The following is a 15898-nucleotide window of genomic DNA, read 5'->3' on the forward strand; positions in this document are numbered from 1 at the left end:
TCTCTCCAAATAATTACTGCATGTGCCAACCGTGGCTGACCACCATAGACTGCCCGGTCAGGGCGTTGGAGGGGAAGGCCGCCAAATGGACGGCCAGTTCCGACACGTCGTCTACAGTGGTAAATTCGCCATCCACGGTGTTCTTCAACATGATCTTGCTGATGACTTCTTGTTCCGAGATTCCCAGCTCTTTGGCCTGTTCAGGAATCTGCTTATCCACCAGCGGCGTGCGCACAAAGCCGGGGCATATGATGTTGCTGCGCACACCGTATTCCGCCCCCTCTTTCGCCACGGCACGGCATAACCCCAGCATCCCGTGCTTGGCAGCCACATAAGGCGCTTTTAGCGGTGACGCTTCCAAAGAATGTACCGAACCCATGTATAGCATAGTGCCACTGTTTTGAGCGTACATCTGTTTGAGCGCGGCCCGGGTCACCAGGAATGCACCGTCCAGATGCACGTTCATCACCTTGCTCCAATCGGAATAAGCCAGCTTATGCAACGGATCAATGTGCTGCACCCCCGCATTGGCCAGGGCAATGTCCAAGCGCCCCCATTGTTCCACAATGGCCGCAACGCCCCGGTCTACGGCGTGTTCATCAGTCACGTCCATGGCCAAGGCCATAGCGGTACCGCCCGCCTGTTCGATAGCAGCAACCGTTTCGGCTGCGCTCTCAAGTGTGAGATCAGCCACGGCCACAGCCGCACCCTCCCGGGCGAAATGTTCCGCAATGGCTCGACCAATACCTCGCCCAGCCCCTGTTACTAAAGCAGTTTGCTGTTGAAGACGCTTCATCACAGTCCCCTTATTGTTGTTTCGTTATGACCTGTCCATTAACACTGCAAGTGGGCTCAAGAGCCGCCATAGACTTCGTTGGGCAACCAGGTCGCCAGCGGCTCAAACCAGAACACCAACGCCAGCGCGAGAATTTGCAATGCAATGAAGGGCAATACGCCCAGGTAAATGTCCCGAGTGGTGATTTCCGGCGGGCACACGCCCTTGATGTAGAACAGTGAAAAGCCAACCGGAGGTGTCAGGAACGAGGTCTGCAGGCAGATAGCGAACATGATTGCGAACCAGACCGGCTCCACACCCATCTTGAACAAAACTGGCGCCACCAGCGGCAGCACGATCAGGGTGATCTCAACCCAATCCAGAAAGAAGCCCAGGAGGAAGGTGATCAATAGTACGGTCAACAGCACGCCCGTGGTGCCGAAAGGCAGTCCGGTAATAGCGTTTTCGATAACCTCGTCACCACCCAGGCCACGCAACACTGCGGCAAACACCGTAGCACCGATAAAGATGCCGAAAATGAAGGCCGATGTGCGACTGGTTTGATACAGCGACTCTTTCAGGGTGTCCATGCTCAGGCGCTTGCTGACGAAGGCCATCAGTAAGGCGCCACCGGCACCCACGGCGGACGCTTCTGTAGTAGTGGCTATACCAAAGAAAATGGACCCCAATACCGCAATGATCAGCACCATCGGCGGCAGCACCGCCTTAAAGACTCCCAAAATGGCCCGGGCGTCTAGTGGCTCACGATTCTCTGGCGCAGGCGCTAGATCTTTTTTTATGAAAGAAGCGATCAGGATGTACAGAATGTACATGGCCCCAAGCATCACGCCGGGGATCAGCGCACCCATGAAGAGCTTACCCACGGAGGCATCGGATGTACCGAGACGGTCAGCCATCAGTACCAGCATGATGCTGGGTGGTACCAGAATGCCCAGTGTACCCACCGAACACGCAGTACCCACCGCCAGCGATTTGTTGTAGTTAGCCTGCATCATGGGCCCAAGGGACAACATGCCCAGCAGCACCACCGAGGCACCGACAATGCCGGTAGACGCCGCCAGCAACACGCCAACGATGACCACCGTCACGGCATAACCGCCGCGCAAGGGCCCTAACACGCGGACCAAGCTGTGCATCAGTTTCTCCGCGATCCCGGAGCGGTCCAGCATGATGCCCATGAAGATGAACATCGGCAGCGCCACCATCAATTCGTTGGCGACAATGCCGTAGATTCTGGCATCCAGCACACCAATGGTGCCTTGCCAGGTAAACCAGATCGGGGAGTCGAAATACTCCACCATTACATGTCCGACAATGCCGAACACCAAACCAATACCGGCCAGAGACCAAGCCACCGGGAAGCCCAGCAACAGCAGAAACATGAAGCTGGCAAACATGGCGATAACTAGAATTGCTTCTACACCCATAGCGTCTATCTCGTTCTCAAGGATTGGGATGGCCGCTGGAGCGGCGATCATCGTTGGCGGGCGCTATGGCTCTCGGAAAACCAAACAGCAAGGTGGTGCACCGGGTTGCTCTGGAGAACAAGGCCACCATGACCAAAACAAGGCCAAGGGGCAGCATGCTTTTAAATATGAAGCGGTAAGGCAGACCACTGGGTGCCTGCGAACGCTCTTGGTAGATCCAGGCCTTCCAGGCATAAGGCACCAGCGCATCGATCATTAGATAGATGATCGGCAGAGCCAGAAATACGATCCCAAGCAGCTCAATCCAAGCTTGGGCCTTCAACGGGAACTTTTCTTTCAACACATCCACTCGGACATGGTCATCCCGAACCACCGCATAACCCAGCGTCAACATGGTCGCTATCCCGAACAGGTGCCAAGACAGCTCTTCCAGAGCAATCGAGCCTTGTTCCAGTACATAACGCGAGAACACGTTGGCCAGTACCACCAGAAGCACACCTATCCATAACCAGGAGCTCAGGCGACCAGCGGCGGACACTAGGCAATCCAGCCGAGAGGACAGGGCGTTATCAGGTAATCCATCTTTACCGTGGGACACGGTCGGGCTTCCCACCGGTGTTTTGGAATCAGTCACGTTTACCTCGATTCTTTCGGATGCAGGGGAGAATGACAGGCAGCGCTAATCCGCCGCCTGTCATGATCATCATCCAGTGATCAGTCGTACTGGTAGAAATTCCGGGGCAGGTAGCCCTTGGAGTGCCAGATGGAGTGGTGTTCCATGAAGTTACGCTGGCTGGTCAAAACCCGCTTGAACATCGGATCTTTGGCCGCGATTTCGTCCAGCACTTCGGTGGTGACCTTTTGCAGCTCACGCAGCACAGGCTCTGGTAAGGTTTGGGCGGTAACGCCTTCCTTTTCGTAATCGCGCAAGGCGGTAGGCTGCGCCCACTCGCTCTGGGCAAAGCCCTTAAGCGTGGCTGCTTCACAACCCATCTCGATCAAAGCGCGAGACTGAGGTTCCAGGTCTTCCCAGGTGTCTTTGTTCACCAGCAGGTGAGACGTGGTCAGCGTCTGATGCCAACCCGGCATGATGTAGTTCTTGATGATCTGATCAAGGCCCAGCATCTTGTCGATAGCGGGCTGAGAGAACTCAGTCGCGTCAATCGTCTTGCGCTCCAACGCCTGATAGATTTCGCCGCCAGGTACCATAGTCACCGAGGCGCCGAGCTTCTCCAGAACTTTGCCGCCAATACCGGCAAAGCGGATCTTCAGGCCGTCGAAATCTTCCACGCCTTTAATCGGCTTAGAGAACCAGCCGGCACCCTCAGGGCCAATGATGGAACACAGCATAGGATGAATGTTGCGCTCTGCGTAGATTTCTTCCAGCAGTTCCCGGCCATCACCTTCGTAGTACCACGCCAGATAAGCGGGCGGTTCCATGTTGAACGGGGCACCGGAATAAAGCGGCAGGGAGGGAATGGTGCCTTGGTCATAGCCGACCCAGGTATAACCGGCCGGGTATTTGCCACTACCGACGGCATCCATGATTTCAAACGGCGGAACCAGTTCGCCGGGCTCGTAGTAGCGCAGCTGAATGTCGCCACCGGAAATAGCTTTGAGGTTCTCACTCAGATGCTTAACCGGCGTGGTCAGGCCAACAAGATGCGAGGGGAATGCCAGAGGTACTTGCCAGCGCACTTTCTCGGCTGCGAGTACGTCATTGCTGGCAAGACCACCACTGATCACTGCCGCGGCGGTAATTCCATAAGTAAGGCGCGAGAGCTTTTGCTTGATCGACATGAATTGGATCCTTCTTGTTGTTGTCATCCGCCATCCGGTCTTTAAGCCGGGGCTTTTTATAAAATCAGACAACGCTCGAAATCCAACTGGCGCGGTAATGTGGTCCAACAGTGTTGCGTCAGCTTTTATTCGAGCGTTGTTCTGACGTGTTACACACAGAAATTAGCAACGCTTATGCCAAACACACTAACCAACTGATATTATTAGAAATTTCAAAGACAGACCATTAGACCTTTAGAGGTAGCGTCCGAAAATCCGGACAACAATAGCTAAAGGTCTTAAGCTTGTGTCCGGAAAACCCAACACTTGTCCTAATTTCCGGACAGTCTTGCCAGCTTTTCGTACAGCACCGAACGGGAGATGCCCAGTAACTTGGCCGCCCGAGTGCGATTACCGCGGCACGCCGCCAATGCCTCTTCAATCGCTTGAGCTTCTGCAACTGCAACCACTCGTGCCAGCGGCTGAACAGGGCGGAACGACGTTTTAGACACCGACTCTGAATCACCACCGGGCAATACTTTCAGGATAGCATCCGCATCCAGAAGCTCACCTTCTTCGCTCATGGTCAAGGCGCGCTCAAGCACGTTACGCAGTTCCCGAATATTACCCGGCCAATGATAGGCACTCAGTGCCGCAATGCCCGCATCGGTGATTTCGCCTCGCAGTCCTTGGCCTTCGCAAATTTCACCCAGTAATACTTCACACAGGATGCCTAAATCCACCAAGCGCTCCCGCAAAGGCGGTATCCAGATCTCCAGCACGTTCAACCGGTAGTACAAATCGGAACGGAAGCTGCCTTCGGCCATCATCTCATCAAGATTCCGACTGGTAGCCGCAATCACCCGAACATCCACAGGGCTGAGCTTATTCGAACCCAACGGCTCGATCTCACCTTCCTGCAACACCCGCAGTAGCTTCGCCTGCAGTGGCAGCGGCATGTCACCGACTTCGTCTAAAAACAGCGTGCCACCGTTGGCGAGCTGAAACTTACCGTCTCGTGTGCGTTTGTCAGCGCCGGTATAGGCACCGGGTGCAACACCAAAGAATTCGGCCTCCAGCAGGTTCTCCGGCACCGCCGCCAGATTGACCCCTACGAACGGTTTGTCGGCGCGCTCCGAGGCTGAATGGATGGCCTGTGCCAACACTTCTTTACCGGTACCGGTTTCCCCCAACAGCAACACCGGCACATCTCGTCCGGACGCCAATCGGGCGCGGCGCTTTACCTCTAGGGCTTGAGGGCTGGCCCCGACAAAATCGGTCAGATTGTAGCGGGTGCCGCGGGCTTTTTTAGCCAACGCCTTTCTCGCCGCAGCCAGATCCTGATGCAGGCGTCGGAACTTCGAAACCAAAGGTGTGAGAGGTTGAACATCGTCGTAAAGCACAAACGCCACGGCACCGATGACTACTCCGCTGTCGTCATAAAACGGCAAACGGGAAACCACCAGCTGCTGATTATTGTGCTCCATGATGTCGAGCAACATCGGTTTACCTGTCGCCACCACTTCCGGCATGCGAGTATGCGGAATAATGCGCCAGACCTCCTTACCAATGGCCGCTGAGGGGTCCGGCAACTGCAGCAAATCGGAATAACACTTGTTGATCCAGGTAATGCGGTTATCCGCATCAATCGTAATCGCACCAGCACTGGCTTGCTCAAACATCGGCGCCAGCGCGTCAATCAACTCTCGGGTCAACCCGGTTTTATTCTTATCGGGGAAAATCTGGGTCATGTAGGGCTCGCCATGGTCGCTACAGGCGGATGTACGGTAGCAACGTTAAACTTAAGATAGCGGCAATCGCGATAATTGCCGCAAGAAAAGTCACGGGCCGGGAACGGAACTTATGCCAAAGGCCGGTCTCTCCGCGTTCACAACGCGCATCGTATTCCCGGCGTTGGTGTTCAAGCCGCTCGGCCTGATAGCCGTCCAGCAGTGCTCTCGCCCGCACCGCCTCGTCGTCATCGTGCACCCAAAAGCCCCCCATACTGATTCCCCATCGGCTCGGGGGTGTTTCGTAATAGCGAACATCATGCTCTTCGAACAGAGCACGGATCTCATCGGCTTCGTCGTCCGGCACGTTGCGAAGATTCATCAAGTGGTGGGGCATACGGTTTCCCGGCTGGCTTCGTTAGCGTTATTGGCTATATCCTAGCAGGAAAGCAAACCCGATCGAATTCACCAGGAAGCTGCATGAGCCAGAACCCCCTCCGTCTGTTGCTGGACGTTGATAACCGCTTCCAGCGGGATAGGGAGCAAGCCCCGGCGTTTCTTCATCGCCGGGATCGTCGGTTTGCTCTGGACTGTGAGCAACAAGGCAGCAACCCGACCCCGGAGCGCTGGCTGAACCACATGGAACGGCTCAGTGGGCCTGGGGGTTCGAACCGGGCGGGGTGCGATGTGCAACGACAATGGCGGCGTATCAATAGTGGGTTTGCCGCCGCCGGCGCCCTGTTCGGCATACTCACCATGGCCGGGTTGCTGTTCTATGATGGCGGTCAACGCATCAACATTACGGTTCTGCTGGCGTTCGTACTTTTACAATTGTTGCTGGCACTGGCCACAACGGTCCAGTCCATCGCTGGCTGGCAGCCTTGGCGTTGGCTTCTCCAGCGCCTGAACAAACAACCACCGAGCGCGATGCTGACGCAACTGCAACCGGTGCTGATGGCCCGTGCTGGGCATGCCGGTGGTACCGCTTTTGCCTTCACCGGCATGCTGACGTTACTGGTGCTGCTGATGATTCAGGATCTGGCTTTTGGCTGGAGCACCACGCTCGACACAGCCGCTCAGGGGTATCACCGTTTGATACAAGCCGTTGCCGCGCCTTGGGGCTTGTTATGGCCTGCAGCCGTGCCTTCCCAAGAATTGGTTGAAGCAACCCGTTTCTTTCGGGCAGCCCCAATGAGCACTGAAATAGCTCCGGAACAGTGGGGGCAGTGGTGGCCCTTTGTGGTCATGCTCTGGATAACTTGGTTTCTGATTCCCCGATTCTTGCTGTTGGTGCTGAGCCAATGGCTAATTAGTCGGCGGGCGCACCAGCTTCTGCAAAGCCATCCCGGCATGCAGGCCTTGCTGTACCGCATGGAGACGCCAACGCTCGACACCGGCAACCAACATAACGATGCCAACGACCTACCCGACATCCGCACGCAAGCCAAAGCCAGCGAACTGTGTGACACCCGCTTGCTAATCTGCTGGGCCGGAGCCGGTGAGCCGGAATTGCCTCAGCAACTCATGGTGCGCGATAGCCAGATACTTAAAGCGGGCGGCCGGGCTTCCTTGGCCGAGGACGATCAAGTCCTCGCGTCACTAGCCACGAACCTGGCGAACACAGCTTCGCCTTCCGTTATTGTGATCACTCGCAGCTGGGAGCCTCCGACCGGTGAGTTGCACGATTTTCTTGTGCAAGCACAGGAGCAGTGGCCAACAGGGACTCGAGTCATGATTCTGCCCTTGGCAAATAACGCCAATGAGCGCCCAAAGAATCACCTGATTCAGCCGTGGCTGCGCTTTACGGAAAGGCTACCAGCGGGTTTCGCGACCGTCGCTCTGTTACCGTCTGCGCCGGACACTCCTTACCAGACCGGAGCCTCAGCATCATGAACCAATCTCCGGTATTCGCCGTTGTCGGCCATCCGAACAAGGGCAAGTCCAGCGTGGTGGCCACCCTGTCCCAAAACGACGCCATTGCGATCGCTCTGGAACCCGGCACTACCCGGGCCAGCCAACGCTATCCATTAACCGTTGATGGTAAACAACTTTATACACTGACGGACACCCCCGGCTTTCAGCGCCCGAGGCGGGTGTTGCAATGGCTGGAAGCGCACAGTCTGTCTGCTTCGGACCATCCCGAAACCGTCCGTGCCTTTGTGCTTCAGCATAAAGGTGACGATCGCTACACCGATGAGTGCGAGTTACTCACTCCCATCATCGAAGGGGCCGGCATCATTTACGTGGTAGACGGCTCGGTTCCTTACAGTGCTGAACACGAAGCTGAAATGACGATCTTGCGTTGGACCGGTCGCCCAAGCTTGGCTTTGATCAACAGCATTGGCCCCGACGACTACAGCGATGTGTGGCAGGCAGCGCTCGGACAGTTCTTTCAAGTTGTACGCAAGTTCGATGCTGTTCGAGCCCCGTTCGAACAGCATCTCAGCCTTTTACGAACATTCGGCCAACTTGAATCGGATTGGGAACAGCCTCTCGACGAAGCCACACAGCGACTGGCCGAACAACGAAGCCAGCGCAGGTGCCAGGCCTCCAGCATGATTGCCCGTGCGCTGGAAGATCTGATGAGCCATCAGGAAAAGCGCACGCTGACCCTGGACCAGGTTGCCAGCACCAGCGAAGCCACGCTCGCAGAAACCCTGCGAGACCGCTGGTACAAGCGGCAACGCCGGCGCGAGCAGTCCCTTCGGATCGGCATCGAACATCTGTACCAGCACCAGCGCATCACGCGCCAGGAAGCCGAGCTGGAGTGGGCCAACCAGCACGATCTGTTTTCTGAAGATACCCGCAAGCATTGGGCGGTCAGCAAGAAGTATCTGGCAACGGCCGGGTTTGGGGCCGGTGCCATGGGCGGCGCCGGTGTCGACGCACTTACCTTCGGATCATCGCTGGGCACGGGTGCGCTCGTTGGCGGGCTGATCGGCGCAGCGGGCAGCTATTTCTACGGCGATCGCCTGCTGCTACCGGCACTCAACATTGGCCCTCTGCAAAACGGGCTTCAGTCCGCGACCTTCGGTCCGGTACAAGACAGTCAGTTTGGTTATGTCATTCTCGGGCGAGCGGTCGATCACTGGTGGCACATCAGCCACCGTAACCACGCAGGGCGCGACCTGCTGGCGCTCGAACCGGCCGATCAACACTGGCTGGAACTGCTCGATAAAACCAGCCGGCGAGAAATTCAGCGCGCTCTGGATCGGTGCAGAAAGCAGCGGGAACTGAACCACTCTCAGCGACAAAATCTGGCTCAGGCGATTGGTCAGGCCATGGCCGCTTATGACAACTGGCGGTTGAATCGCGACTGACCGGCATGTTTATACTGTAAGGCTATTCCATCACACAATGAGGAATGTGAATGAAAATCGTACGAGTGCAAGACATTATTGGTACCGAACGCGAAGTAACTGGACCAGGCTGGACCAGCCGCCGCATGCTGCTGAAGAAAGACGGCATGGGTTTCTCGTTCCACGAAACCATCATTCCGGCCGGTGCTGAGCTGAACCTTTGGTACAAGCATCACCTGGAAGCGGTTTACTGCGTAGCCGGTAATGGCACCATTACCGACAAGGCCACGGGTGAAACCCACGAAATCACCGACGGTACTTTGTACGCACTCGACCAGCACGACCAGCACACCCTGCGCGGTGGTACTGAAGACATGCGTTTGATCTGTGCCTTCAACCCGCCAGTGACCGGTCAGGAAGTACACGACGAAGACGGCGCTTACTTGCCCGACACCAGCGAAGACTGATTCGCACGCTGTGGCAAACAATGTCGCCGCGAACACATCGCCATCGCCAGCCAAGCTGCTGCCGGTGGCGGTGTTGCTTTGGCTAGCCGGTGTTTACCTAAGAATACCTGTACTGGTGGCGCCGCCGCTTGCCCCCTTCATCAGTGATGAGCTTGGTCTGACCCAAGCGCTCACCGGTGCATTAACCACGCTCCCTATTCTTATGCTCGCCATTGGCGCCATGCCCGGGTCGCTGGCGATTTCCCGCATGGGGCCGCGCAACACGCTGGCATTGGCCATGGTGATCATGGTGATTGGCTCTGCTGGCCGTGGCTTAGTTCCCGACACCCTTACGCTGATGATCGCCAGCGCCATCATGGGGCTTGGTGTTGCCATGATGCAGCCAGCCTTACCCGCACTGTTACCGCGGTGGCTTGAACCACACCACCTGGCCATCGGGTCCGCCATTTATATGAATGGCATGTTGATGGGCGAGTTTATTGGAGCGGGAATTACCTTACCGGTTCTTATGCCTTTGCTGGACAACAGCTGGCGCGCAGCACTGCTGGCTTGGTCGTTGCCGGCTCTGTTAGTCGCTGCTGCCCTGTTTCTTCCTAAACGGGACTTGGCTCGACCGGTACGAAGAGCCGCCTGGCTACCCGACTGGAAGAACCCGCTTACCCTGCGCTTGGGCTTGCTGCTAGGGCTATCCGGCTCATCGTTCTTCGGGCTGAACGCCTACATGGGAAATTTGCTGGAGCAACAAGGCAACTTCGACATGCTCCCCGACGCGTTGTTCTGGTACAACTTCGCGCAAGTCTTCGCCTCTCTGGTCATGCTGAAAATGGCGCGGCGATGGGTGGGGTTACGCAGTTTGATTGTCGTGATGGCCATTCTGAGTATCAGCGGAACTCTCGGCGCTCTTTTACTGACCGGCTGGCCGTCGATCATCAGCGCTACGTTCATGAGTTTTTTTGCGGGTATCTTGCTGATTCTTCTCGTGGCTTTGCCACCACTGTTAGTGCCATCCGAAGAAACCGGGCGGCTCTCCGCGGGTACGTTTCTAGTCGGCTACACACTGGCGTTTTCCGTGCCGATGCTGGGTGGGGTACTGGCAGACTGGACCGGCGATATCCGCCATGCGGTATGGGTAATCCTTGCCTATGCCGTGCTGGTGCTTCCCATTGCGTTCCGATTGAAATTGAGCCGTTCCTGATACTTCACGGCGCAGCCTGGGCCGAGGAAGCCCTGATAGCTAACCTCGGCCAGACATCCACACCGTTTAGATGTAGTAATCCTTCAACGGAGGAAATCCGTTGAACTCTACCGCACTGTAGGTGGTGGTATAGGCGCCCGTCGACAACCAATACATCCGGTCCCCAATGGCCAGATTTAACGGCAGCGGGTACTTGTGGTGCTCATACATGATGTCGGCACTGTCACAGGTTGGCCCGGCAATCACGCAGTCCTCACCAACGCCTTCTTTTTCCGTCCAGATCGGAAACTTGATCGCCTCATCCAGTGTTTCGATCAACCCCGAAAACTTACCCACATCGGTAAACACCCATCGGTGCAACGCTGTGCGTGATTTTCGGGAAATCAACACCACTTCGCTGACCAACACACCGGCATTGGAAATCAGTGAACGGCCGGGCTCAATGATGATTTCCGGCAGATCGGCACCGAAGTCTTCTTCTAGGAACCGGGCAATTTCCTGAGCATAAACACTCAGCTCATTGGTGCGGCTGATGTAATTGGCCGGAAAACCACCGCCCATGTTGATCATTTTCAGCTCAATGCCGTCTTCTTCTTTCAGACGCTCAAAGATGACCTTAACCTTGCTCAACGCTGCGTCCCAGGCACCGATTTCGCGCTGCTGAGATCCCACGTGGAACGACACACCGTAAGGCACCAAGCCCAGATCACGGGCTAGGATCAACAGGTCCATAGCCATGTCTGTCTGACAGCCAAACTTGCGGGATAACGGCCAGTCTGCGGTGAGCGTACCTTCCGTCAGAATGCGCACGTACACCTTGGAGCCGGGAGCCGCTTTGGCAATGTTACGCAGATCTGCTTCGGAATCCGTGGCAAACATGCGCACACCCTTTTCATAGAAGGTACGAACATCCTTCACCTTCTTGATGGTGTTGCCATAGCTGATACGGTCACCGGTGACGCCCAGCGACATGACTTTTTCCAGCTCGTACACCGATGCGATATCAAAGTTGGCGCCTCTGTCCCTCAGCATGGTCAAAATCTGGGGGGCCGGGTTAGCCTTTACCGCGTAATAAACCTTCGCATAAGGGAATCCATCCACCAATTCATCGTATTGACGATTAATAGTGGCGGTATCAATCACTACAAACGGCGTTTCCTTCGTTTCGGAGAATTCCTTGATACGCTTGAAGGTATCGGCGTCGTAGTAATCAGCAATATTTGCGTTGGCTGCGTCGATCATCAGTGGTGCATCCCTCCATAGGGAAAGCAGACATAAAAAAAGGCACCACAGCACGGCTGCAGCACCCATAGGATTTCGCGATCATCAGGCTTTTCTTTGACCACCGCAAATGAGCATATATACCCATAAACCAGGTGCGAAAAACCTCATGCGCAACACGGATTTCTAGTCTATGGATTCAAACTTACACAGCCACTGGCCACAATGGCGGCGGCTCTGTCGGTCCTTCCGGATTTTCGGCGCTGTGCTGGGCCTTTAGGTAGTCCAAAATGGCCTCATTGAGATCGCTGCCTTTCGCCAAGCCCTTGTTACCGAATAGACGATTGAACTCAAGTACATAGGGGTAGCCTTCCACGACTGCAATATCAAAGCCGGCGTGGTTAACGTCCAGCGTTCGCGCCAGACGCAGCACGAGATCGGTGACCACCGCAGGGACTTCGCGGGTATCGACCTGCCCACCCTTCGCTACGTTGTTGTAGAAGCCTTGTTCTGCCTGCGTTCGCCAATAGGCGGCCACAACCCGGTCACCCACAACCACCACTCGCGCATCCCGGTCAATCGGCAGGTACTCCTGCACGTACAACACATCGGTACGATCACAATAACGCTGCCAGTCCTCTCGGGACTCGATCAGCCATACACCGTCACCCATGCTGGACTTCGGCAGCTTGGCAACAAAGGGTAGAGGCATGGCATTCCAAAGCGCCTCCCGCTCCTGCGGGCCATTGGCCTCGATGAGCGTCCAAGGCGTGTGCTCCGGGGCGACGGTTTGAAAGGCCCGGGTCATTTCGATCTTGTCGTGGCCAATTCGGTAGCTGGCGACGCTGGGAAATACTCGGCATTTCAATCCGTGTACGAGCGCGTTCAATTGCCAGTATTCAGGGAAGAGAACCCAATCCGCTTCCTTCAACAATTCCTTGTGACGCTGGAAATGCTCAGCTTTGAGAACCGTGGTGTCGGGGAATCCGAGGGTACGAAAGACGTTAAAAGACACGAGTTGCATGTGTGGCCGCCGAACGGATGAAATTGGCGGCATTTTAATCAGCTTTGAGCAACTGACAAGTGTTTTTTCATGCGAAATTCATGCTTTTTTCACACCCAAATGTTTAGCCTTACCAGCGCACTCTGTTAGTGGGCAGCGTCGCATTACGGGTCAGCAATTAAAGGCACAAATGTTACTTAGCAGGGCGCTTTTTCGTGCCCTGTTGCGCTTGCGCCGTCAGTGGATCTTCCGGCCAAGGATGCTTGGGATATCGCCCACGAGTGTCCTTGCGAACCTCCGGGTAGGCGTTCTTCCAGAAACTGGCTAAGTCGGCGGTAACCGCCAGCGGCCTCTGGGCTGGAGACAACAGGTGGATGACCACCGGCACGCGGCCACCGGCGACTTTGGGGGTTTCCGTCCAACCGAACAAAGCCTGTAATTTGGCCGCCAATACGGGGCCGTTGTCAGCGCTGTAATCCAAGGTGACATTCTGGCCGGTGGGTATCGTCAGCGCGCGGGGGGCAAGTTCTTCCAACCGTTGCTGTTGTGGATAATCGAGTAGTGTATTCAGGGCCTGAACCAGATTGAGGCCGGCCAAGTCGGCCCAACGTTTCATGCCCGACAAATAGGGCGCCAACCAACCCTCCAACGCATCCAGCAAGGCACTGTCGCTGACCTCCGGCCAATCACCGGGGAACTGATGGGCCAGCATCCGAACCCGTGCACGCCACTGTTGGGCAGCCGGTGTCCAAGGCAAGCTATCCAGCCCTTTACGCCGAACGGCATCCAGCAGGCCTTGCTGGAGCAACTCCGGCGCCACCTGCGCCAGCGCTTTCTCAGCCAGCACCAACGCCCCCATCTTGCGGACTTTCCGGGCCACGACGGTGCCCCGTTTGTCGTCCCAAAGGGCTTCCTCCCGATCTTCGATATGGGCCGCGAGATCCTGCTCCAGATCCGTCAAATCCACCGGTGCCGCCAAATACATGGTCGCTTCCCGGGCTTTTCCGTCCAAGTCCGCCGCTACCAGCCACTCTTGCCGTGCCAAGGCATCGTCTTCCCGTAACACCGCGCCCTTGCCATTGCTCAGTTGGTAGCGGGGCGAGCTGCCCGGCCGACGGCGGGCAATGCGATCGGGATAGGCTTGGGCCAACACTCGACCAACGTCCGTTTCAGTTGGCAACTCTGTTGAGGTTTCGTCTCGGCACAGGCGCTTGGCGGCCTGTTTCACCGCTTTCAAACGGGCCACATCTATCCCGCGATGGCCGCGCTCGCCACGCAACACCCGAATGCGCTCATGCAAATCAGCGCCGGAACCCGGGCCAAGCAAATCTCGCTCCTCGAGCAGAGCAGCCAACTCCGCCGCCAGTTGCCCCAGCCCCAGAGCGCGCCCTTTGATCACCATGTGCGCCAAGCGTGGGTGCATGCCAAGATCACGAGCAGCTTTGCCGTGATCGGTGATGGCGCCCTCAGCATCCAGTAAATCCAGCCACTGCAACAAGGTAACCGCCTGCTGCCAGTGGGCGATCGGTGGTGAGTCGATCCACGCCACCTGATCCGGCGAACGGGCACCCCATTGGGCCAACTCCAACACCAAGGGGGCTAAATCGGCTTCTTGAATCTCAGGCGGGGTGAAGTCAGCCAGCCCGAACTGCTCGGACTCGCTCCACAGCCGATAGCACACACCCGGTTCGATACGACCAGCCCGGCCTTTACGCTGTTCTGCAGACGCTTTGGATACGCGGCCAGTCATCAGGCGGGTCATGCCACTGTTCGGATTGAATACCGCCCGGCGCTGCTGGCCGGCGTCAATCACCACCCGCACACCTTCAATGGTCAGACTGGTCTCGGCAATCGCAGTGGCCAGTACGATTTTTCGGCTGCCCGCAGGGGCCGATGAGATGGCGAGGTCCTGTTCCTCGGATTTCAGGTTGCCGTAGAGGGGTGCCAGTATTGCGTTGTCCGGGAGCTGCCCCTGCAACTGCTGCGCTACCCGCCGGATTTCCCCGGCACCTGGTAAAAACACCAGCACCGAACCGGTCTGATCCTGCAGAGCCTCCTGCACCACCGCCACCACCTGATCCACCACCCGGCCATTCCGGGGCACCGGGCGGTACATCACCTCCACCGGAAACGCCCGGCCTTCACTGCTGATCACCGGCACATCACCCAATACGCGAGCAATCGGCGCGGTATCCAAGGTCGCCGACATCACCAATATCCGAAGATCCTCCCGCAATGCCTGCTGGGTTTCCCGTACCAACGCCAAGCCCAGATCGGCCTGTAGCGAACGCTCATGGAATTCATCGAAGAGCACGGCGGCGTAGTCTTCCAGCATAGGATCGCTCTGAATCAAGCGCGTGAGAATGCCTTCGGTGACCACTTCAATCTTGGTGTTCGCAGAAACTTTGGTATCTAACCGAGTCCGGTAGCCAACCGTTTGCCCCGGGGCTTCTCCCAACTGTTTCGCCATAAACCGCGCCGCTGATCTGGCCGCCAGCCGCCTGGGTTCCAGCATCAGGATTTTCCGGTCATCCCGCCATTCGGCTTCCAACAACGCCAAGGGCACTCTGGTAGTTTTGCCGGCTCCCGGGGGGGCTTGTAGCAAGGCTGTGGTGCTTTGGTTTAGGGATTGGGTTAGCTCTGGGAGTATGGCTTCTATTGGGGGCATGGGGTGTTGTTGGGTTTACCCTTTTTGTTTGGGGATGGCGCGGGAGGGGGTTTGGATTTTTGGCCGAAAAAGAACTCGCTTCGCTCAGACACCTTTGTTCGACAAAAAATCCAAACCCCCTCCCACACCCTACGTAATAATAAGATATGTCCGAAGGTTACCATGGTCGGGCTAAGGTTTAGTGGGCGAAGTCGGAATCCATAATCAAACTACTGCCCCCCTTTATCGGTGCCCCCTAACTAATCAAAAAATCTTTATCTGTAACCCGAGAAACCACCGTTGTCAGCTAGAGCGGGGTGGTGGGGTATTTTTT

The 15898-nt window shown here is 56.6% G+C and carries 13 protein-coding genes; 4 read left to right on the forward strand and 9 right to left on the reverse strand.

The window, feature by feature from the left end; genetic code table 11:
- Positions 1-13: 13 nt before the first annotated feature.
- From ACNQ6O_RS13410 to ACNQ6O_RS13435, 6 genes are all read right to left on the reverse strand, one after another.
- The gene (locus ACNQ6O_RS13410) at positions 14-796 is read right to left on the reverse strand and encodes a 3-hydroxybutyrate dehydrogenase (RefSeq protein ID WP_418053732.1); all 783 of its coding nucleotides are present in this window, start codon (positions 794-796) and stop codon (positions 14-16) included.
- A gap of 56 nt (positions 797-852) precedes the next feature.
- Positions 853-2223 (reverse strand): TRAP transporter large permease, encoded by a 1371-nt coding sequence (locus ACNQ6O_RS13415; RefSeq protein WP_418053733.1) that lies wholly within the window; start codon positions 2221-2223, stop codon positions 853-855.
- A 16-nt stretch (positions 2224-2239) separates the two neighbouring features.
- On the reverse strand, positions 2240-2857 hold the full coding sequence (locus ACNQ6O_RS13420; RefSeq protein ID WP_418053734.1) for a TRAP transporter small permease subunit: 618 nt from the start codon (positions 2855-2857) through the stop codon (positions 2240-2242).
- Between the two features lie 80 nt (positions 2858-2937).
- The gene (locus tag ACNQ6O_RS13425; RefSeq protein WP_418053735.1) at positions 2938-4023 is read right to left on the reverse strand and encodes a TRAP transporter substrate-binding protein; all 1086 of its coding nucleotides are present in this window, start codon (positions 4021-4023) and stop codon (positions 2938-2940) included.
- A gap of 311 nt (positions 4024-4334) precedes the next feature.
- Positions 4335-5753, reverse strand: a complete 1419-nt coding sequence (locus ACNQ6O_RS13430) for a sigma-54 interaction domain-containing protein (RefSeq protein ID WP_418053736.1) — start codon at positions 5751-5753, stop codon at positions 4335-4337.
- A gap of 19 nt (positions 5754-5772) precedes the next feature.
- Entirely contained in the window at positions 5773-6129 is a 357-nt protein-coding gene (locus ACNQ6O_RS13435) for a DUF6164 family protein (RefSeq protein WP_418053737.1), read from the reverse strand.
- A gap of 83 nt (positions 6130-6212) precedes the next feature.
- On the opposite strand from ACNQ6O_RS13435, the gene ACNQ6O_RS13440 reads away from it, so the two are divergent.
- The 4 genes from ACNQ6O_RS13440 to ACNQ6O_RS13455 are packed head-to-tail and all read left to right on the forward strand — an operon-like array spanning position 6213 to position 10693.
- Complete coding sequence (locus ACNQ6O_RS13440; protein ID WP_418053738.1) at positions 6213-7625, forward strand: DUF2868 domain-containing protein; 1413 nt, start codon at positions 6213-6215, stop codon at positions 7623-7625.
- Complete coding sequence (locus ACNQ6O_RS13445; protein WP_418053739.1) at positions 7622-9052, forward strand: GTPase/DUF3482 domain-containing protein; 1431 nt, start codon at positions 7622-7624, stop codon at positions 9050-9052. The genes ACNQ6O_RS13440 and ACNQ6O_RS13445 overlap by 4 nt, the downstream gene beginning before the upstream one ends.
- Before the next feature lie 50 nt (positions 9053-9102).
- Positions 9103-9498, forward strand: a complete 396-nt coding sequence (locus tag ACNQ6O_RS13450; protein WP_114335060.1) for an ectoine synthase — start codon at positions 9103-9105, stop codon at positions 9496-9498.
- Between the two features lie 10 nt (positions 9499-9508).
- The gene (locus ACNQ6O_RS13455) at positions 9509-10693 is read left to right on the forward strand and encodes a CynX/NimT family MFS transporter (RefSeq protein WP_418053740.1); all 1185 of its coding nucleotides are present in this window, start codon (positions 9509-9511) and stop codon (positions 10691-10693) included.
- Between the two features lie 66 nt (positions 10694-10759).
- Here ACNQ6O_RS13455 and ACNQ6O_RS13460 read toward each other — a convergent pair whose 3' ends face one another.
- The 3 genes from ACNQ6O_RS13460 to hrpB form a co-directional block, all read right to left on the reverse strand.
- On the reverse strand, positions 10760-11935 hold the full coding sequence (locus ACNQ6O_RS13460; RefSeq protein ID WP_418053741.1) for a type III PLP-dependent enzyme: 1176 nt from the start codon (positions 11933-11935) through the stop codon (positions 10760-10762).
- 184 nt (positions 11936-12119) lie between these two features.
- Positions 12120-12938 carry an ATP-grasp domain-containing protein gene (locus tag ACNQ6O_RS13465; RefSeq protein WP_418053742.1) on the reverse strand — a complete coding sequence of 273 codons (819 nt, stop codon included), beginning with the start codon at positions 12936-12938 and terminating at the stop codon, positions 12120-12122.
- Between the two features lie 172 nt (positions 12939-13110).
- On the reverse strand, positions 13111-15585 hold the full coding sequence (gene hrpB / locus ACNQ6O_RS13470; protein ID WP_418053743.1) for an ATP-dependent helicase HrpB: 2475 nt from the start codon (positions 15583-15585) through the stop codon (positions 13111-13113).
- Positions 15586-15898 lie beyond the last annotated feature (313 nt).

The sequence above is a fragment of the Marinobacter sp. SBS5 genome, from assembly GCF_048285575.1.
In the GTDB taxonomy this organism is placed as follows: domain Bacteria; phylum Pseudomonadota; class Gammaproteobacteria; order Pseudomonadales; family Oleiphilaceae; genus Marinobacter.